Origin of the sequence: Aquimarina celericrescens (assembly GCF_042682765.1) — a bacterium.
Lineage (GTDB): Bacteria > Bacteroidota > Bacteroidia > Flavobacteriales > Flavobacteriaceae > Aquimarina > Aquimarina celericrescens.
This window is the reverse complement of the sequence record NZ_JBHUHY010000017.1, coordinates 82336-101614: the sequence shown is the minus strand read 5'-3', so window position 1 is coordinate 101614 and position 19279 is coordinate 82336. Positions and strand designations below refer to the sequence as shown.

19 protein-coding genes are annotated in these 19279 nt (G+C 33.8%); 9 read left to right on the top strand and 10 right to left on the bottom strand.

Annotated elements, in window-relative coordinates; all coding sequences use genetic code 11:
• Window positions 1–11: 11 nt before the first annotated feature.
• The 3 genes from ACFSJT_RS17095 to ACFSJT_RS17085 all read right to left on the bottom strand — a co-directional run bounded on the left by ACFSJT_RS17095 (window position 12) and on the right by ACFSJT_RS17085 (window position 2202).
• Window positions 12–926: a TIGR01777 family oxidoreductase gene (locus ACFSJT_RS17095; protein ID WP_378321557.1), complete on the bottom strand. Its 915-nt coding sequence runs from the start codon at window positions 924–926 to the stop codon at window positions 12–14.
• A 74-nt stretch (window positions 927–1000) separates the two neighbouring features.
• Window positions 1001–1684, bottom strand: a complete 684-nt coding sequence (gene mnmC2 / locus ACFSJT_RS17090) for a tRNA (5-methylaminomethyl-2-thiouridine)(34)-methyltransferase MnmC2 (RefSeq protein WP_378321696.1) — start codon at window positions 1682–1684, stop codon at window positions 1001–1003.
• 11 nt (window positions 1685–1695) lie between these two features.
• Entirely contained in the window at window positions 1696–2202 is a 507-nt protein-coding gene (locus ACFSJT_RS17085; protein ID WP_378321556.1) for a DUF4920 domain-containing protein, read from the bottom strand.
• A gap of 167 nt (window positions 2203–2369) precedes the next feature.
• Here ACFSJT_RS17085 and ACFSJT_RS17080 point away from each other — a divergent pair, with 167 nt between their 5' ends.
• Complete coding sequence (locus ACFSJT_RS17080) at window positions 2370–3458, top strand: branched-chain amino acid aminotransferase (protein WP_378321555.1); 1089 nt, start codon at window positions 2370–2372, stop codon at window positions 3456–3458.
• Between the two features lie 172 nt (window positions 3459–3630).
• Here the strand turns inward: ACFSJT_RS17080 and ACFSJT_RS17075 are convergent, their stop codons facing one another.
• On the bottom strand, window positions 3631–4017 hold the full coding sequence (locus tag ACFSJT_RS17075; RefSeq protein WP_378321554.1) for a pyrophosphohydrolase domain-containing protein: 387 nt from the start codon (window positions 4015–4017) through the stop codon (window positions 3631–3633).
• A 152-nt stretch (window positions 4018–4169) separates the two neighbouring features.
• On the opposite strand from ACFSJT_RS17075, the gene ACFSJT_RS17070 reads away from it, so the two are divergent.
• Window positions 4170–4361 carry a hypothetical protein gene (locus tag ACFSJT_RS17070; protein WP_378321553.1) on the top strand — a complete coding sequence of 64 codons (192 nt, stop codon included), beginning with the start codon at window positions 4170–4172 and terminating at the stop codon, window positions 4359–4361.
• Window positions 4362–4412: 51 nt separating this feature from the next.
• Here ACFSJT_RS17070 and ACFSJT_RS17065 read toward each other — a convergent pair whose 3' ends face one another.
• Window positions 4413–6458 (bottom strand): dipeptidyl-peptidase 3 family protein, encoded by a 2046-nt coding sequence (locus ACFSJT_RS17065; RefSeq protein ID WP_378321552.1) that lies wholly within the window; start codon window positions 6456–6458, stop codon window positions 4413–4415.
• Window positions 6459–6550: 92 nt separating this feature from the next.
• Here ACFSJT_RS17065 and ACFSJT_RS17060 point away from each other — a divergent pair, with 92 nt between their 5' ends.
• The 4 genes from ACFSJT_RS17060 (at window position 6551) to ACFSJT_RS17045 (ending at window position 10110) form a co-directional block, all read left to right on the top strand.
• Window positions 6551–7585 (top strand): SRPBCC family protein, encoded by a 1035-nt coding sequence (locus tag ACFSJT_RS17060; protein ID WP_378321551.1) that lies wholly within the window; start codon window positions 6551–6553, stop codon window positions 7583–7585.
• Between the two features lie 415 nt (window positions 7586–8000).
• Entirely contained in the window at window positions 8001–8366 is a 366-nt protein-coding gene (gene crcB / locus ACFSJT_RS17055; protein ID WP_378321550.1) for a fluoride efflux transporter CrcB, read from the top strand.
• Window positions 8367–8388: 22 nt separating this feature from the next.
• A complete protein-coding gene (locus tag ACFSJT_RS17050) occupies window positions 8389–8727 on the top strand; it encodes a P-II family nitrogen regulator (protein WP_378321549.1) in 339 nt (112 codons plus the stop codon).
• Between the two features lie 261 nt (window positions 8728–8988).
• The gene (locus ACFSJT_RS17045; protein WP_378321548.1) at window positions 8989–10110 is read left to right on the top strand and encodes a porin; all 1122 of its coding nucleotides are present in this window, start codon (window positions 8989–8991) and stop codon (window positions 10108–10110) included.
• A 52-nt stretch (window positions 10111–10162) separates the two neighbouring features.
• Here ACFSJT_RS17045 and ACFSJT_RS17040 read toward each other — a convergent pair whose 3' ends face one another.
• Window positions 10163–10777, bottom strand: a complete 615-nt coding sequence (locus ACFSJT_RS17040) for a DUF1684 domain-containing protein (protein ID WP_378321547.1) — start codon at window positions 10775–10777, stop codon at window positions 10163–10165.
• A 130-nt stretch (window positions 10778–10907) separates the two neighbouring features.
• Between ACFSJT_RS17040 and ACFSJT_RS17035 the strand changes: the two genes are divergently transcribed.
• Both ACFSJT_RS17035 and ACFSJT_RS17030 read left to right on the top strand, forming a co-directional pair.
• Window positions 10908–12134 carry an MFS transporter gene (locus tag ACFSJT_RS17035; RefSeq protein ID WP_378321546.1) on the top strand — a complete coding sequence of 409 codons (1227 nt, stop codon included), beginning with the start codon at window positions 10908–10910 and terminating at the stop codon, window positions 12132–12134.
• Window positions 12134–12850 (top strand): DJ-1/PfpI family protein, encoded by a 717-nt coding sequence (locus tag ACFSJT_RS17030; protein WP_378321545.1) that lies wholly within the window; start codon window positions 12134–12136, stop codon window positions 12848–12850. Before ACFSJT_RS17035 ends, ACFSJT_RS17030 begins: the two co-directional genes overlap by 1 nt.
• A gap of 805 nt (window positions 12851–13655) precedes the next feature.
• On the opposite strand, the gene ACFSJT_RS17025 is transcribed toward ACFSJT_RS17030, so the two are convergent.
• Window positions 13656–15074, bottom strand: coding sequence for an alpha/beta hydrolase family protein (locus ACFSJT_RS17025; protein ID WP_378321544.1), 1419 nt, complete (start codon window positions 15072–15074; stop codon window positions 13656–13658).
• 223 nt (window positions 15075–15297) lie between these two features.
• On the bottom strand, window positions 15298–15756 hold the full coding sequence (locus ACFSJT_RS17020; protein WP_378321543.1) for an Lrp/AsnC family transcriptional regulator: 459 nt from the start codon (window positions 15754–15756) through the stop codon (window positions 15298–15300).
• Between the two features lie 124 nt (window positions 15757–15880).
• On the opposite strand from ACFSJT_RS17020, the gene ACFSJT_RS17015 reads away from it, so the two are divergent.
• On the top strand, window positions 15881–16264 hold the full coding sequence (locus tag ACFSJT_RS17015; protein WP_378321542.1) for a hypothetical protein: 384 nt from the start codon (window positions 15881–15883) through the stop codon (window positions 16262–16264).
• 251 nt (window positions 16265–16515) lie between these two features.
• Here ACFSJT_RS17015 and ACFSJT_RS17010 read toward each other — a convergent pair whose 3' ends face one another.
• Together ACFSJT_RS17010 and ACFSJT_RS17005 are read right to left on the bottom strand one after the other, a co-directional pair.
• Window positions 16516–18021, bottom strand: coding sequence for an alanine/glycine:cation symporter family protein (locus ACFSJT_RS17010; protein ID WP_378321541.1), 1506 nt, complete (start codon window positions 18019–18021; stop codon window positions 16516–16518).
• Window positions 18022–18114: 93 nt separating this feature from the next.
• Window positions 18115–19233, bottom strand: coding sequence for a helix-turn-helix transcriptional regulator (locus ACFSJT_RS17005; RefSeq protein WP_378321540.1), 1119 nt, complete (start codon window positions 19231–19233; stop codon window positions 18115–18117).
• Window positions 19234–19279: the final 46 nt, after the last annotated feature.

Here is a 19279-nt window from a genome sequence, read left to right as displayed (position 1 = left end):
TTATTTTTTAATCATTCAACATCATCTAATAAGTCACTAACTGCGGGATTGATATTTTCATATATGAACTCAAAACCAGTATCTGAAATTTTGCCACTACACACACGCTGACTAGCAAACAAAAGGATATGCATTTCTCCTAAAATAAGTTGCATCATGAATTTTGGTATTCCTGGTAAAATGATTTTTTTACCAAGCTTATCCGCTATGGTATACGTGAGTTTTTTATTTGAAACCGGATTAAGGGCAACCGCATTATATACACCTGATAATTCTTCTTGCATAATAAACATAAACATTCTGGCAAGATCGCTTATATGAATCCAACTTTGCCACTGTTTACCACTACCAAAAACAGCTCCTAAACCATATCGAATAGGCTTCGCTATCTTAGGAAAAGCCCCACCTTCTTTAGAAAGTACAAGACCAATTCGAAGCAAACTGACTCCTATACCAAGAGTTTTAAATTCCAAAACGGCATCCTCCCATTTGGTAACTACTTTTCCAAGAAATCCTGTATCTCTTTGGGGAGAATCTTCCATATAATAATTTTGGAAGGAATCGGGATAAATACCTATAGCGCTCGCAGAAATTATATGACGAACAGTATGATTTATATTTTTTAAAGATTCTAGAATAAGAGTAGCTGTTTCTACTCTACTACTAATTATTTCCTTTTTATAAGAAGATGTCCAACGCTTTGCAATTGTTGCTCCAACTAAATTAATGATTACTTCAACTCCATCAAAACAATTTGTATCTATCTGATTATTTTTAGGATCCCAAAAATATCCCTTATAACTGGATGTAGTGTTTACTTTACTTTTACTTGTTGTAAGATAATTTACATCAATATTGGATTGATGACATAATTTCACAATTTCCTGACCTATGGTACCCGTCGCGCCAGTAATTAAAACTTTCATTTTCCTTTTTTTTTAGGAAAAATACTATCACCTTTTAACAAATCCTATTTCTTTATTATAGGTTTAACAATCGTTTATTCAAGTGACTTTTTGGTGGCTCTCAACATTTCTCTTTTACCAGGAGGGCCCTGTAGTCGTTCTATTACAAAACCCACTTCTTGCATGGCACGCCTTACACTACCTTTTGCTGAATAGGTAACTAAAACTCCGTTGTTTTGAAGTGCATTATACATTTTCTCAAAGATTTCTACTGTCCAAAGTTCAGGTTGTACTCTAGCTCCAAAAGCATCAAAATATATAAGATGATAGCAATTTTCATCTTTAATATCTTTGAAGAACTGTTTTCTTTTGGTTAACAAAAATTCAGGAGAAATAATAGTGGGTGTCTCCCAAGAAGATTGATGCAGGAGGTCAAAAATCGATTGCTTTTCACAGACTTTAAGTTCTTCTGGATAATTCATAAGTTTAGCCTCTTCGTTAGGCACAGGATAAGCTTCTATCCCGACATAATTAATTTTTTGGCTAAGTTTTGTGGCTTCCAAAAATGTTATAAAAGCATTTAATCCGGTACCAAAACCAATCTCGAGAATCCCCAGGTCTTTATAATCTTGTATCCCCAAGACATGATACAACCCGGTTTCAATAAATACATGCTTTGCCTCATTAATCGCCCCATGTTTAGAATGGTACTGCTCATTTAGCTCTGGCAGATGGATGGTTGTAGAGCCATCTGCAGTTTTAACTATCTCACGTTTTATTTCCCTTTGCATTAATTTTTTATCAAAACCCCATCTGCCACAAAAGAAAAAGTCTTCTTGGGTGTAGTGATTGCAGCAATTTCTTCTTCAGTTTTACCCGCATCGCTGGCAAAATGACGTTGATCTTCGACAGACATTTCACTAACAAAAGCTTTTCCTTGAACTATAACAGTATCCTTTTCAATGTCTTTAGGCACAAAAAAACCATAATCTTTAAATTTTACCATAGTTTCTTCACCATCTTCCAAAGCAACTTTCATCCAACAGCCTTTGGCCTTACAGACAGCGTTCACCGTGCTGGTAAATGCTATATCCACAGTGTCTCCCACTTTAAGATTATTAAATTTCTTTGCCAACTCCTTTTTATAGTATATCTCTTCTGAAGAAACTTTCTCTCCAAACGACTCATAATTCTCAACTGAAATATCATTAACAGAAAAAGAAGCTTCCTTTTTATCATTACAACTTAGGATTATCCATAATAGTCCCACTAAGAAAAGTATGTTTTTAGTCATCATTTCATAAATATTACTGTTGAATAGCAAAATTACGTATTTTAAAAATTCTTATTTTACAAGAAAAGGGTATTTTTGTGGAAGATTACATGTGTTAGTAACTATTGCCTTGATTTTCAGGCAAACTACAAAGATCGTAGATCTTCTAACCTTCAAAATTTAAAATCAGAATGAAAAGTACAACCTCTCAAACAGTAGAAGTTACAAAGGTAAGTGAGTCCAAAATTGGACAAGTAGATTTTGAAAATCTCAATTTCGGAAAAATTTTTACAGATCATATGTTTATCTGTGATTATGTCGATGGACAATGGCAAACACCAAAGATCCAGCCATATGGACCGTTGACTTTGGATCCATCTGCGCGTGTTTTTCATTATGGCCAAGCGGTTTTTGAAGGAATGAAAGCTTATAAAGATGATCATGGTGATACATATTTATTCAGACCAGATGAAAATTTCAAACGTATCAATAAATCAGCAGAACGTTTGGCTATCCCCGTATTTCCTGAAGACTATTTCTTTGAAGGTTTAAACACCTTGTTAAAACTTGATAATGATTGGATCAAACCAGGCTATGGAAATTCTTTATATATTCGACCTTTTGTTATTGCAACTCAGGCAAGTGTTTCTGCATCTGAGGCTGATGAATATAAATTTATGATCATATGCTCTCCTGCACAATCTTACTACAGCGGAGATGTAAGCGTACTAATTGCCGAGAAATTTAGCCGTTCTGCTAGCGGAGGTTTTGGGTATGCAAAAGCCGCCGGAAATTACGCCGGACAATTTTACCCTACAAAACTCGCAAAAGAACAGGGATATCAACAAGTCATTTGGACAGATTCTAATACACATGAGTATATGGAAGAAGCCGGAACTATGAATGTATTCTTTAGAGTGAATGATACTTTGCTTACAGCTCCTATTAGCGATCGTATTTTAGACGGGGTTACTCGTAAAAGTTTAATCGCTATTGCTGAGAAAGAAGGTATTAAAGTTGATGTGCGACCCGTAAAGGTTAATGAAATTGTAGAAGCCGCTAAAAACGGAAGCCTAAAAGAAATCTTTGGTGCAGGTACTGCAGCGGTAGTAAGTCCGATTAAGGCTTTTGGTTATAAAGGAGAACATTACGAATTGGAAAAACAAGAAAATTCTTATGCCTCTCATTTCAAGAAAGCATTAATGGATATTCAATACAACAAAGCTGAAGATACCTTTGGATGGAGATATAAGATATNAGGTTTGAGGTTTGAGGTTTGAGGTTTGAGGTTTGAGGTTTGAGGTTTGAGGTTTGAGGTTTGAGGTTTGAGGTTTGAGGTTTGAGGTTTGAGGTTTGAGGTTTGAAAAATATATATTACATAATACCCACAAAATAGTTTAGAAAACCTTTTAAAAACTATATAAAACTCCCGAATGTACCGGGAGTTTTTATTTATCGGTCCAATATCTCTTTAATATTGGGTTTAAAATAGTTTGGCCCTTTTAGCACTTTTCCATCTTCGCGATAAATGGGATGACCATCTTCTCCCAATTTACTCATATTACTACGTTGAATTTCATTAAAAACCTCTTCTATCTTATGTTGCATCCCATGTTCGATAATAGTCCCACATAGAATATAGAGCATATCACCTAAGGCATCTGCGACCTCAACCAAGTCATTATTCTGTGCCGCTTCTAAATACTCTTCATTTTCTTCTCTCATCAGCTTATAACGTAGTAGGTTTTTTGATTCGCCAAGATCAGCGATAGGTTCGTTCTTATATCCAAGTTTGAACGCGGTATGAAACTCTTGTACAGCAGCAATTTTATCCTTCATGAATTTTTATTGTTTAATATTTTTAATTAATCATACATTATTTGTCATCCCTCATTCTAATTTCTCCCGAAAGGAGAAAGGTCAAAGGTTTGTATAATTAATTTAAAAAGTTTGTATAATGTAATTTATCTTTGTTGTAAAAATAATAATTTATGTTTAGTCAAGGCCAGTTACTATTTGCCATTTTTTTTGTGATTGCTTTTGTCATTTTAATGATTTTCAGTTACCGAAAAGATATCAAACTACACCGCAAATATTATAAAGGGAGCCTTTTTATTCTGATTGGATTTATTATCTTTATTTTACTGTTGTTTGCATTAAAGACGTATTTACAACCAGAATAAAAAAAGAACCGTAATCGATTACGGTTCTTTTTTCAACACTGGAATATATTTTCAATTCACCTCAGGCAAGAAATTATATTTTTTACTATACTCTAACATTTGCGTAGCAAAATCTTTAGGCTGTGTTACCATAATTTTGGTAATCTCTCCATTCTCGTCCATTTCCGGTACTAAAACAGGATTTACAAAACCACTATAAGGTGCAGACGTGAATTGTTCATTACGTTTAAGTACTTCAGCATGTGTCGCTTGATCTACTTTTACACCATATCCTTCTACTAAGGCTTCAGCCGCTTTGTAATCCCCTTCAGACTTTATTCTTTGGGTTTCACGAAGTAATCTACCAAAAATTTCTCTCAACTTTTGATAATCATTGATATTGTAGTAGGTTTTTCCATCTCTGGTTACCTTTTCGATTACATTATCTTTAGCTCCTTGTTCGAAAGCCCATGCACTTACCCATTGTCTGTTTCTCATATGTGCCTCTTCTACATCATCCCCCAGGTTTAAGCGAATTAATTGAGTCATCAATCCATTTCGTATGTACCCGTCATATGCTGCTTTACCAACTTTTTCCCAATCTTCTACCAAACCTAATTCTTGTAGTTTTGGATCCATTAGGTAATATAGTCCCACTAAATCTGCACGACCTTCTTCCATAGTCGATGCATAATTCTTTAGCGTTTCTTTAGTCTCTCCTACTCCGGGGTTTAACTGTCCAGAGGCATGACCTACTACTTCATGTAACGCAGTATGCAATTTGTCTGCTACTTGTCCATACTTTTCTTCTAATTCAAATTCTTCCTCATCATGAACAAACTCCTTTAAACGGCCAGAACCACCTGCATTGTTATACGCCTCAATGATATTACCGAGAGATACAGATTTAGATCCTACCGCAGCTCTAATCCAATTGGCATTAGGTAGATTCACACCGATTGGTGTACTTGGAGAGGCATCACCAGCTTCTCCTGCAACAGCAACCACTTTATATGAAACACCAACTACACTATCTTTTTTATGCTCATCCATTAACGGTGAATTATCCTCAAACCATTGTGCATTTTCAGATAATACAGCCATTTTTTTAGACATATCAAAATCTTTAATTTGCACGATTGTTTCATAAGAGCCTCTGTATCCTAGCGGGTCATTATACACTTCAATAAAGCTATTGATATAATCAATATTTCCTTCGGTAGCAGCAGTCCAAGCCACGTTATAATCATCCCAGGTTTGCAAATCTCCTGTTTTGTAGTATTCAATGAGCAATCCAATGGCATCACCTTGTGCCTGATTTTCAGCTACTTCTTTAGCCTTCTCTAACCATTTGATAATTTCATCGATTGCAACCCCATATAAACCACCAGACTTATACACTCTTTCTTTAAGTTTTCCATTTTCTTTTACGAGCTGAGAATTTAATCCATAAGATAATGGCTTATCAGGGTTAGGAGATTTCATTTTCCCATAAAATGATGCTACATCTGCATTGGTAACCTTTGGACCATAAAAATTAACTGCCGATAACGCAACATTATCAACTCCTTTAGCCTGATTCACTTTCTTAGCATCTTCATTATTAAAGATAACTTCATAAGCTTCTTTGGGAAGCTCTGTACTAGTTGCAGCTAATAGAGAACTAAAATAATCCTGACTAAATTCTGGTTTTATTTTATCATTACTATAATGATGGTGAATTCCGTTTGAGAACCAAACACGCTTTAGGTATGTTTCAAAAGCTTTCCAATCCTCTGAGTTTTTATCTCCTTCATACGTAGTATATACCTTTTCTAATGCCTTTCTAATGGTAAGGTTATAACGATAATTTTGATCCCACATAATATCTCTTCCACTTAAACCAGCTTGTACCAGATAGTATACCAGTTTTTGTTCTTTTAAAGTAAGATTATCCCATCCTGGAATTTGGTATCTTAAAATTTTTAAATCTGCAAACTGCTCTACTTCATATTCAAATTTATCTTGAGCAATTTCCTGCTCTTGTTGATTTATTTGATCCTGAACATTAGGATCTTTTTTACATGCAATCATTGTAAAAACAATCGCAATAAAAAATAATAATTTATTGAGTTTCATATTGAATATTTAATTGTTTGAGCAAATGTAATAAAATAATAGGACGCAAAAATTAGTTATATTAGCTAATCAAACAATCTAAACTAACTAAAATGAAAATAATTAAGTATTTATTTTTTCTATTATTATTGGTGATTATTGGAGGGGCGGTATATGTAGCAACCATAGATGGAGAATTTCAAGTTGAAGAAAGCAGGGTGATTGAAGCTCCTGATGAGCTATTATTTAACACCGTAAATGAATACAAAACCTGGGAAAAATGGGGCCCCTGGATGGATGACTCTGATGATTTAATCATGGAATACCCAGAAAAAACCAGTGGTGCAGGTGCTTCCTATAGCTGGAAAAGCGAAATTCAGGGAGATGGCATGATGGAAACAGAAAAAGCCGTTCCATTTACCAGTATTGATCAAAATATCGTATTTGTGACACCCATGGGCGAGAGCAAAAGCGATGTCTACTGGAAATTTGAAAAAATCGATGGTAAAAAAACAAAAGTAACCTGGGGGATGAAGGGAAAGCAATCTTTTATGGAAAAAGCATTTTGGGTCACGCAAGATAGTACTATATCACAAATGCTTAGACCTATGTATCAAAAAGGACTTGAAAAACTTGATAATTTCACTAAAGAAGAAATGAAAAAATATGCCATTAATGTAGATGGTGTGACAGAGCACGATGGAGGATACTATATGTATAGCGCTACTGCTTCTTCAATCGCAGCCATTCAGGAAAAAATGTCACAAATGCTACCAGCGGTTAATGCATATATGAAACAAAATAACCTACCACAAACGGGTATGCCATTTACTATTTACAATACGTTTAATGAAGAACAGGGCACTTCTATTTTCTCTACCGCTATACCAACAAGAGATAAAGTTGTTACCCCCAAGGACAGTGATGTACTTTGTGATTTCCTTCCAAAACAAAAAGTAGTGAAAACCACTTTAAAAGGTGATTATGCAAATTTAAAAGAAGCATGGGAGGCTGGATATAAGTATATCACAGAAAATGGTTTAGCGCTTAACGAAAACTCGCCTGCATTTGAGGTTTACAGAGTTGAACCAACTTTACAGCCTAATCCAGCAGAGTGGGTTACCGAAATTTATATTCCAATTCAATAAGTAGCTATAAACCTGTCGTGGGCCTGTCCATCTGGCTCATGACAGACTTAACCAAAGTGAAGTAACAACCTAAATTATGATGTTTTTTGACTTCGTTAAAAATAATTATCTAAGAGTACTTTCTAAAACCCGTTGTGCATTTTGATATTTCTAAATCCCAAATTCGTCAATTTGAGTGCTTTGACCCTTGGGAGAAGTGCCCGTCTGCCGGACAGGGCAGGTATCGAGAATAAGGTTTTGGATCAAAAAAGCTATTCTCGATACCCTCCACAGGCGGGCAGGCTAATTTTTCTCCGTTGCACTATGAAAAACCACTCGAACCTGTCCGATCTGTCAGGCGGGTTGACGCTTTTTCTTAATATTAATTCAAAATGTGTTACAGGTTTTCTAAATATCATTATTTAAGTCAAAAAACATGAAGCAAATACTTTTGGTATTTATTGGTGGTGGAACGGGAAGTATAGCCCGTTATCTTATTAGTAAATATCTAAATAGCCCTACAACGGGGATTCCTTATGGGACTTTTACCGTAAATATCTTAGGTTCTTTTTTGATTGGTATTATTCTGGGGCTTGCACTCAAAAACAACACATTATCGCAAAATACTGTCCTTTTTCTTGCTACTGGCTTTTGTGGTGGATTTACTACCTTCTCTACGTTTGCCTATGAAAACCATGTACTTTTGAAGTCAGGAGACTTTATCAATTTTTTCATCTATACTGTTGGATCCTTCATAATTGGATTCCTTTTCGTATTTTTAGGTATGTTCATTACCAAATGAATATAGTGCTTATCAACTACTCATGAAGAAAATTGAAGCTATAATACGTAAATCAAAATTTAAAGCGGTAAAAGATGCTTTGCACGAAATTGAGGTCAATTTTTTTACTTACTGGGATGTTACAGGCGTAGGTAACGAGAAAAAAGGGAAAGTTTATCGAGGAATTTCATATAGTACTTCAGACATACAGCGCAGGTACGTATCTATAGTGGTAACTGATGAATTTGAAGAAAAAACAATTCAGACTATTATCAAAGCCGCGAAGACCGGAGAAGTTGGTGATGGAAAAATATTCGTGTCGGATATACAAAACACTTTCAGGATTAGAACTGAAGAAAAAGGGGATCAAGCGATACATTAGATTTAGGATGCATAGAATTCTTACCTATTTAAAAATTACTTTCATATAGTAACGCTTAACTAATTGGAAGTAAACCCATAAAAAAACTACTTTTAAATTCTCAAAATTTGCACAAATAAAAGTTAAACCCTAATTTTTTATAGGTATAAAATATAAAAAACATAAAAATTAATCATACAACCCTATTTTTTATAGGGATAAAATTCTTTTAACATAGTTTTACGGTTCCAATTAAAAACTTTTACAATAATGAATGTTATTATGAAAACAAAAACCGTAACAAATTTTCTTAAAGTAACCTTTCTTTTTTCTTTAGCTTTTGCAAGCTTAACATCTTTCGCCCAAGAAGCAGAAGAAGAAAAATGGTTCGACAACTTTTCTATTAGTGGATCTGTAGATGGATATTATCGCTATAATATTGGGGCTCCCAACGATAATTCAGTCGCACCAGGAACATCTTTCGCAAACGAGAGTGGCTTTGCATTAGGTATGGCCAACACTATTATTGGATATGAAGGCGAAAAAGTAGGTTTTGTAGCCGATCTTGTTTTTGGTCAAAGAGGAGAAGATGCCGTATTCAACTCTGATGATTCTGCACAAATTGTAAATCAATTATACGTGTATTGGAATGTATCAGAAAAAGTGAAATTTACCTTTGGTAACTTTAATACTTTTTTAGGGTATGAGGTGATTTCTCCAACCGGTAATTTTAACTACTCTACCTCCTATATGTTCTCATATGGACCTTTTTCTCATACAGGGCTAAAAGCAGATTTTACCCTTAGTGATAAATGGTCTGCGATGTTAGCTGTCATGAACCCAACCGATTTTACAGAAAATAATCCTTACGACACCTATATAGTTGGTGTACAGCTAGGATATACCGGTGATAGCGGAAGTGCTTTTCTTAACTTTAGATATGGTAACGAAGGTGAACCTGGAGAAGTTGGACCAACATTTCAAGCCGATTTAACCACCGGATGGGATATTGTCGATGATTTTTATCTAGGGGTAAACGCCACTTACTTATCTACAGAAGATCAAGGTGATGGTGATGCTTCTGGGTTTTATGGAGTTGCTCTTTATCCACAATATAAAACATCAGAAAAATTCACTTTGGGATTACGTGGAGAGTTTTTTGCACAATATAATGGAGGACTTGTATCTATAGATGGAACCGAACTGTCTTCTCCAATAGCATTTGATGATGAAGGTGACGGAGACGTGATTGCAGTAACACTTACTGGAAGTTATGATGTAGGTAATCTAACATTAAAACCAGAATTTAGAATAGACTCTTCTGATGATGCGTTTGTAGATAATGATCTTGAAGTGACCAGCAGTCTATCTTCATTTGTATTAGGAGCTATATATAAATTTTAATTTATTGTTTAATAAATAACATAAAGCGTTCATTAATAATGAACGCTTTATGTTATTTATTATCTGGATGTTTTTTAAATCTTTTGACCCCTACAGCAACTTCAATATCGAGATGATTTTCTTCTGGTGGAATAGGGCAAGAATACCGATCATTATATGCACAATAAGGATTGTAAGCCATATTAAAATCAATAAGAATGGTATCTCCTTCTGGAATTTTTAGATTTATAAAACGTCCTCCTGCATATGTTGAATTTCCATTTGTTAAATCGGTAAAAGGAAGAAACAAGTAATCTTCATATTCTGACTGTGTTTTGAGCCCTTGATTTTGATAAATATTTAAAATAAATGGTGTATCCTGAATTGTAAAATGTGCTTCTCCATATTTTACATACAACGGTTCTCTTCCGGTAGTCGTTTTCATGATAAACGGAGTCTCATATGGCGTACGTACAAACGTTGCCAGAATACAAAAAGAAGTATCGATCTTAAAAAATTCAAGTGCCTTAAATTGCTTCAAATCCTTGAGAGACAAAGGTGATTTTTCTTCAGAAGTATATTCTTTATTCAGATCATCCTGAAACAATAAAATTCTTCTAACATCAGAGGAATCCTGAGCCACAATATTCGAAAAAATAAATAACAATATAAAAAACAGTCTATACACTCCCTATTTTTTTGCAAAAGTACAATTTACAATTAGTTAACTAACGAAATTCTATAAAATTGTATCCAAATAATGAAGAAAAACCTACTTTTATCAACTACTTTACAAAACCAACACAAATCTCACTTCTTTGAAAAGAATTTTACTTCACTATATTAACTCTTTTTCAGGACTATCCAAGGAAGTTTGGTGGCTGGCGCTAATTACTCTTATTAATAGAGCTGGAGCAATGGTCATCCCCTTTCTATCCTTATACCTGACCGATAATCTTCATTTTTCATTCGAACAGGTAGGTTGGATCATGACCAGCTATGGATTAGGTTCTTTTTTTGGAGCTTGGATTGGTGGAAAATTGAGTGATCGAATAGGATATTATAAAGTGATATTGGGTTCATTGTTATTAACAGGTATTTCTTTTTTAATCGTACAGTACTTTTCTGATTTTTGGAGTATTTGTATTGGTTTTTTTGTTTTGATTGCTATCGCAGATGCTGCAAGGCCAGCTTTTTTTGTGGCATTAAGCGCATACAGTAAACCCGAAAATAAAACGAGATCACTTACTTTTATAAGACTAGCTATTAACTTAGGATTTTCGGCCGGACCGGCATTGGGAGGTATAATTATAACTGCCATTGGTTATCATGGTTTATTTTGGGTTGACGGGATCACTTGTATAATAGCCGGATTAGTAATGATACAAACACTACATCCTAAAAAAGCACGAGAACTGGATAAAGAAGTAGTTGTAGAAAATCCGGTTTCGGCATATCAAGATAGCATATATATAATTTTTCTAATCGCCTTAGTTTTATTTGGTTTCATATTTGTTCAGTATTTTTCTACTATTCCACTGTATTATAAAGAGGTGCATCAACTTTCTGAAGAAAAAATTGGTTTATTACTGGCTTTGAACGGTGCCTTAATCTTTTTCTTTGAAATGCCATTGATTGCGTATCTTGAAAAAACCAGTGTTTCTAAAATCGGAAACGTAATTAATGGTTTTATCCTAACAGGAATAAGTTTTGCATTTCTACTAATCACACCATGGACTGGTATTTTGGTCATAGGAATGATTATGGCCACCCTTGGTGAAATGGTCGCATTTCCTTTTGGCAATGCCTTTGCCCTTGATCGGGCAAAAAAAGGAAAACAAGGAGCTTATATGGGGTTATATACAATGTCATTTTCTCTAGCTCATATTTTTGGGCACAATTCAGGAATGCAACTTATTAATTACTATGGGTATAATAACAGCTGGATTTTCATGTTGGTTATCGCTCTAATAGGAACATTTTTACTTTTTCTGGTAAAGCAAAAATTAAATAAGGAAAAAATTACCAATCAAAATATATTCTAATGAAAAAAAAGTTTTTTATTCTACTTCTGTTGGTAGTCGTGAGTTGTACAAAAGCCATTAAGAACGAAAAAGTGTTTCCTGAACTTGCCCCCAATCGGTATAATGTTGCATTTCTTATCATGAATGGCACATATAATACAGAGTTTACTGCACCTTATGATATTTTTCAACATACTCAATATCGTGAAAATATTAAGCAGATGAATGTTTTTACAGTTGCAAATACCGACAAACCCATAGTAACCTTTGAAGGTGTTAAAATTATCCCTGATTATAATTACCAGACAGATTCAATTCCTAAAATTGATATTTTGGTGGTTCCTAGTGCAGAACATCATTTAGATACTGATTTAGAAGATACAGATATGATCAATTTTGTTCAGGAAGTAGACAAAACAGCTACTTATGTAACTTCACATTGTGATGGAGCTTTTGTACTTGCCAAAGCAGGAATACTCTCTAATATAGTTTCTACAACATTTCCGAGCGATATTGATAAAATGAGAACGATGTTTCCAAAACTGGATATTAGAAAAGATGTGTTATTTGTTCATGATGAAAAATACATCACCTCTGTTGGAGGAGCCAAAAGTTTTGAAGCTGCTTTGTATCTATGTGAAAATCTATACGGAACTGAAATCGCCAAATCTTTGGCAAAAGGACTCGTTATTGATTGGAAATTAGAAAATGTCCCTCATTTAGTGATGAAAAAATAGATGCTCATAAAAAAAAGCATCTGCCTTTTGGGGATAGCAGATGCTTTTTTATATTTTGGGGCAAATTATGTACTCTCTTTAGTTTTAGATTTGGGGTCTCTAAGCTAATGTCCTCACACTTAATTTTACCTGATGAACCAAAAATTTTTGTTCGCCTGATTATCGTCATAATCTTTAAAACTAAAAATTTTAAGAACACCTGTACCTTTTTTGTACATTACTAATGTAGAAAAACAAAAGATTAAATGCAAATAAACTCGATGAAATACACAAATATTGCATAAATAGCCGTTATTTAAATATATATGTTTATTACGAAATAACTTTTACTAGTAAAATATATTATCAAGGCTGGAGTGCATACTATAGTATAAAATTCGTTTTGTTAGAGTTACGCTGTCATTTTCAAATAGATCATCCTGCCAGCTTAACATGTGTTTCGATTCCTAAGATCATGATTACAAAACACTATTGCCAAATTAGAAATGTCTAGACAAAAATCATTTGAAAACAAAAAAGCGCTTGTAGAAAGCGCTTTCTATATTCGGGCAAATTACGTACTCTCTTTAGCTTCAAGATTTGAGGTCTTTAGACTAATGTCCTCACACCTAATTTGTCCCTGATGTATTCCAAACTAAGATTTTAAATCTGCATCGTCACGCAGCTCAAAAATATTAATTCTGGATGATACATCAAGTATTTTTAAGATATAGTAAATATAATGTAAAAAAATTATGAATTCCAAAAATACAACGGCAAAAAACGTATTAAATCGATGAAATACACAAAAATTTATGATTTCAATCTAATTTGAAAAGAAATACTTTGAAGTCCCAAGGTATTTTTTGATCAAATCATTATATTCTTTAGACATCCTTAGTGCTAACGTACCCTCAATATTATAAAGAGCATCCATATCAGTGAATTCGTTAACCAGTAGTTTTTCCAAATAAAATAAGGCTGTTTGATAATCCTGATCTTGTGCACTTAAAGAAATAATCTCTCTATAAGACTCAAAATCTTTTTTATCAACTATAGTACTTAGTATAGAAAGAAACATTTTCTTTTCGAAATTTTTTCTCTTTTCAGAAAGAGTCTGTTTATATTCACTTATAGCATTCTTAAGAAATCCTTTCACTCTAAGCACCATGTTTTGGGCATACTTTTCATTCTTTGACGCCAACGTATCAAGTTCTGACATTTGATATTGCCACCAGCCAAGGTTTTCATATTTTTCTTCTGCAACATCTTCCTTCAGCGATAACAGATACGTATATCTAAAGAAACTTTCCTGGTTAGCATATTTAGATTTTAATCGTTTTTGCTTTTTATATCCCCTGCTTTTCTTTATTTGCTTCTCCTTTTCAAGCAGAGAACTAGTATCAAGAAAAAGCCGAAACTTTGCACGCACCCTTTTTAACTCTTCATATGCATTAACGAACCTACCTTGATTCAACTCTTTAACTGCCTCATTCAATTCATGTTGGAATAGATTTCGAACCCAAGTTGAATCCTTAGGTATTCTACCTTTTAACATGGCCTGTAAAGAAAATGTAGAAAGCGGTTTTTTAAGGAGTTTAGGAAAAGGATAGTCCGACGTTCCTTCATAAGTAAGAACATCAGCCTCTATTGCTTTTCTTTTGAGATATTCTTTATTTTTAATAAAATCCCTGTATCGGAAGTTGTTGACGTTTAAAACACCAAAATAGGAAAAATTCTTTGCTATTTTTATTTTAGAATTGTAATAGTGGCTATCGCCAATTGCGATAACTCCAAACACTTCTTCATTATTAAGTGCAGGTAGCAAGCTCATTAGTTTTGCATCTTGGTCTATCCCTGTAACATAAACCCTATCTTTTTGAATCGGAAAAACAGAAAAGATGTAATCCATAAAAGTGGATACATACATCGCTTTTTCTTTAAGATCTTGTCCTTCGGCAAAATTACTTACGGCGACAATATAACCAAACTCTTCAGCTGCTTCTCTATATAATCTTGTTAAATTACTTGCTCTTCTTTGCGAATCAAAACCAAAAAGCACTGGCCAATTCTTATTCATTTCGAAACTCTTTGGCAAGTAAATACTAAAATCATTATTAGTGTTGGGCACCAATAAAGAATCAACAACGATTCCCTTTTTAAGAATCAAGGTATTTTGAGAGTATCCTAATAGGGTTACAAAAAGAAAAACTGCACAACAAAGATTAAAGAATACTATTTTCACGATTTACCCCAAAATTTATTTATAATTACATAGAAATGAGACAGTATCTATACTTTATAAATGTATAAAATCTAATCCAAAATCAAATAAAAAACATCTGAATTCATTCAGATGTTTTTTATGTCTCCCCTGTACTCTCTTTAGTTCACTAAACTAATGTCCTCACACAAGATTGAAATGGTTTTCAATATATTATATGTCAAAACTTATGCCAAAGATAAGTTTATAATTCTTTAGAAATTAACGCATTCACGATTGGATTGTTTTCTATCAAATTAGAAAGTATGATATGCGTTTTAACTTCTCCATATGTTATTAATCTATCAATAAACTCTTGCAAATGAATCTGATCACGTAGTACGACCTCCATAATAATATTTTCATTTCCTGTGATTCGATAACAATTTAATACCTCACTAAACTCTGAAACTTTTAGCAAAAAAGGTTTTAGACGTCCCATAAATGCTCTAAGAGTTATCATTGCTTTAAGTTGATATCCGGTTTTAGTATAAGAAACCTCAGCTTTATAACCTTTCAAAACACCATAATCTTCCATTTTCTTTATTCGCTCTGCCACTGCTGGAGAGCTTAATCCCACTTTTCTTCCAATTTCCGCATTAGATAACCTTGCATTTTGTTGTAAACAATGAAGAATTTCCCAATTTGTATCATCAATTTTCATTTTACTATATTTTTAAATCAAAAGTAGTATTTATAATTAATAATTAAAGCAAATTCTTAATTATACCTTAAATTCAAAATAAAAATTATTGAAAATAGCATTATTTTTGGAGGACTAAATTGTTATGAGATCTAAGCCTAGAAATAAAAGATTATACAAGAAAGCTCTTGAGATATTTACGCTGTCAAGGAGTATTTCAAACTACCTTATCCACGACATGGCATCCTTACAAAATAATGGTAGTGAAGATTCGCATATCTATTTTACTGGAGACATTATCAGACAATCGGATGCATTGGCGCCCAGAATCATTAAAGCTGAAAACCAGACATTCCAGGATGACCGAATTAAACAAGCCAATTATCTTATACATATCACCAACAGGCTATATAAAAATTGTGAACGCCTGGAACAAACTCAAAGTAATGGAAAGGAGTTTTTGACACTTTTAAGAAAAGAATTAAAGAAATTTAAACATCTTCAGCGTCACTGGATAATGACTCTATAACTTTTTCTAATTAGTTTTTAGGATAAATAATCTTACACAAATCATTACAAAACTGTTTTTAACTTTCTAAGTTTTTATAACATCTGCGTTTTTCAAAAGGCTACTATAGTTTAACTCTCCTTCTTTAACAGCGATAATATTTGCATATTTCCTTTCTGTAAATAAAACTGTTAAAGGAATCTTTTTCACGATCAGTCAGGTACTTCTCTGAAAGATAAAAAACATTAAAAAGTACAACCGTCACTGTAGTTCTAACTGGCAATTTTAGAGATACTTTTCTTATATCGCTTTAATTCTTCCATAACTTTACCACTTAACAAAAATAATCCTATCATATTTGGCACCATCATAGCAAAAATCATAGCATCACTAAAGTCTGTAACCGCTGTTAATGTAGATGCAGCTCCAATAACGGTAAAGCAGCAAAAGAGAAATTTATAAAAATACTCTGTACGCTTATCTTTTCCGAAAAGATAACTCCAGGATTGATATCCATAGTAAGACCAGGAAATCATAGAAGAGAAGGCAAAAAGTACTACTGCTAGGGTAAGCAGATACGGAAACCATGAAACACCACTTTCTAACGCAGCTGATGTAAGTAAGACGCCCTGTTCAAAATCGATTTCAGCGCTTGTATCTACTTGTCCTGTAATAATTAAAGCCAAAGCTGTCATCGTACAAACCACCACGGTATCTATAAAAGGTTCAAGCAAAGCTACTAACCCTTCACTAGCAGGGAAATTGGTTTTCACTGCGCTATGAGCAATAGATGCGCTACCTATTCCTGCTTCGTTGCTAAAAGCTCCTCGTCTAAATCCTTGAATGAGTACGCCAATAAAACCTCCAATTATCCCATCAGGATTGAATGCTCCATCCCAAATCGCTACAAACGCTTTTGGAATTTCAGAAATATTAATCCCCAGAACAATAAGTATAGCAAGTACATACATTAGCACCATTACGGGCACAATTTTATCGGTAACACTTGCTATTTTTTTGATTCCCCCTATAATAACGACACCCACTAATATCGCTATAATTACTCCAAATATCCAACCCTGGCCATGCATTACAGAAGTTTCAGGAATAATAACATGCTCGAATAATTTGTATGCCTGATTTATCTGGAACATATTTCCGCCCCCAAAAGAACCGCCAATACACATTACAGCAAAAAGTGCTGCCAGTACTTTACCTAGTTTTGCATACCCCTTCTCACCTAAGCCCTTTTTTAAATAATACATCGGCCCACCGAATACCTTTCCCTGAGCATCAACTTCTCGATATTTGACACCCAGCGTACACTCTACAAACTTTGAAGACATCCCCAATAGACCTATTAGGATCATCCAGAATGTAGCGCCTGGCCCCCCTATCGATAATGCTATAGCCACTCCAGCAATATTGCCCAATCCAACAGTTGCCGAAACGGCAGTAGTTAATGCCTGAAAATGGCTCACTTCTCCCTTAACCGAAATTTTTTCTTCTTCAACTCCATTTTCCAGAGCATCATATTTACCACGAACTACGTGTATCGCAGTAAAGAAGCTTTTAACATTGATACATCTAAAATATATTGTAAAATATAATGCCCCACCGAAGAGTATGATTAAAACCCAAGGAATCCCAACCGTTTCTGTAATTGGAATTTCTGCTAAAACAGCATCTACAAACCAACTGGTAGCATTACCAAAAGCTTCATTAATACGTTCATCAAAAGTTTGTTCTGAAATAATAAGTGATATACGAGATAACATGGTAAAATTTTCTAAGCAAATTGCCAGGAAAATGGTTAATATAAAAGATTACGTAGTATTCAAATTTTAGGTAGAAAATGGTTAAGCATTAGGTTAAACATCACCTTTTAATGACGTATATTTTAAAAAACTATTAGCTCGGGCAAAAATGATTAGCTGCTCCTTTCCACGAGCCCCACTAATATTGAGCATCTTTTTAATCTGATGGATATGCGTCTGAAATCCATCAACACTAATATGCATCTCTTGTGCAATTTCTGTATATGATTTATAGTCTCCAAAATGAGCCAAATACCCCAAAACTTCTTTTTGTCGTTCTGAAAATTCAATTTTAGAACTCTTCTCTAATTCTTTAACGTTCTTTTTTAAAGATTTGATAGTATCCAAATGACTCTCGTTTGCTATTTGCAGTTGTTCGATTGTTCTTTTGAACTTAGTATTTTGAATTTCCAATTTTTGAGCCAAACTTTGTTGTTGTTCTTTTTCTGAAAGAAATTTCCAGCTGTATAGGAGTATTGAAAATAAAAGAATGAATAAAAATTTAAATGAAATAGCAGTAATGCTCCCCAGTATACTCCAGAATTCCTGATCAATAAATTGCAACACTTTATCCTGCGGAATCATTCTATGTGAAACTGCAATGACAATTAAAACAAATAAAACAAAAGTAGGTAAATACATAAATCTCATTTGTCGACCAACAAACGCTTTGTTGAGTTCAAAAAGTAATGAAATAGCTACCACTATAGAAATCGGTATATCTATGAGCCATATAAAGTTGTTACTTATCTTTGGATTTCCATAAGATGACATAATAAAAACAAAGGCGATCATACCTAAAACCCCGCAATAAACACCGACAAATTCCTGAACACTGAAGCGCTGGACTAATCTAACTACAATTCCGGGCTTTCGTTGATGTTCTATAGAAGGGAGTGACAAAATTATGAATAGTGAATTAGCGAGTGAAACCAGAACTCCAAAATAAATTAAAATTTTATTGGTAGTAGGCCATTGTAATCCATTCACGAAGATAAGATTAGCTAGTGCTCCTAGACCCCAAACGAAAATTGCTAATCCAAACCATTTGATTCCTTTGACCGCTTTTTGATCTGCCCCTCGAAGTTTTTCTTTTCTAAAAATTCGCTGAATCACCACTGCTGAAATTAGACAGACAATAGCTGTAACTGTATATTCTATAGTACTAAACACGAAGTATTCCTTTTTCTTTAAAGATAAAGAAACTCTTTGAAATCAA

Excerpts from the sequence above, each read along its gene's own strand:
- ACFSJT_RS17095 (WP_378321557.1), bottom strand. The coding sequence starts at position 926 with ATGAAAGTTTTAATTACTGGCGCGACGGGTACCATAGGTCAGGAAATT.
- ACFSJT_RS17085 (WP_378321556.1), bottom strand. The coding sequence starts at position 2,202 with ATGATGACTAAAAACATACTTTTCTTAGTGGGACTATTATGGATAATC.
- ACFSJT_RS17075 (WP_378321554.1), bottom strand. The coding sequence starts at position 4,017 with ATGAAGGATAAAATTGCTGCTGTACAAGAGTTTCATACCGCGTTCAAA.
- ACFSJT_RS17070 (WP_378321553.1), top strand. The coding sequence starts at position 4,170 with ATGTTTAGTCAAGGCCAGTTACTATTTGCCATTTTTTTTGTGATTGCT.
- ACFSJT_RS17065 (WP_378321552.1), bottom strand. The coding sequence starts at position 6,458 with ATGAAACTCAATAAATTATTATTTTTTATTGCGATTGTTTTTACAATG.
- ACFSJT_RS17060 (WP_378321551.1), top strand. The coding sequence starts at position 6,551 with ATGAAAATAATTAAGTATTTATTTTTTCTATTATTATTGGTGATTATT.
- crcB (WP_378321550.1), top strand. The coding sequence starts at position 8,001 with ATGAAGCAAATACTTTTGGTATTTATTGGTGGTGGAACGGGAAGTATA.
- ACFSJT_RS17050 (WP_378321549.1), top strand. The coding sequence starts at position 8,389 with ATGAAGAAAATTGAAGCTATAATACGTAAATCAAAATTTAAAGCGGTA.
- ACFSJT_RS17045 (WP_378321548.1), top strand. The coding sequence starts at position 8,989 with ATGAAAACAAAAACCGTAACAAATTTTCTTAAAGTAACCTTTCTTTTT.
- ACFSJT_RS17030 (WP_378321545.1), top strand. The coding sequence starts at position 12,134 with ATGAAAAAAAAGTTTTTTATTCTACTTCTGTTGGTAGTCGTGAGTTGT.
- ACFSJT_RS17020 (WP_378321543.1), bottom strand. The coding sequence starts at position 15,756 with ATGAAAATTGATGATACAAATTGGGAAATTCTTCATTGTTTACAACAA.
- ACFSJT_RS17015 (WP_378321542.1), top strand. The coding sequence starts at position 15,881 with ATGAGATCTAAGCCTAGAAATAAAAGATTATACAAGAAAGCTCTTGAG.
- ACFSJT_RS17010 (WP_378321541.1), bottom strand. The coding sequence starts at position 18,021 with ATGTTATCTCGTATATCACTTATTATTTCAGAACAAACTTTTGATGAA.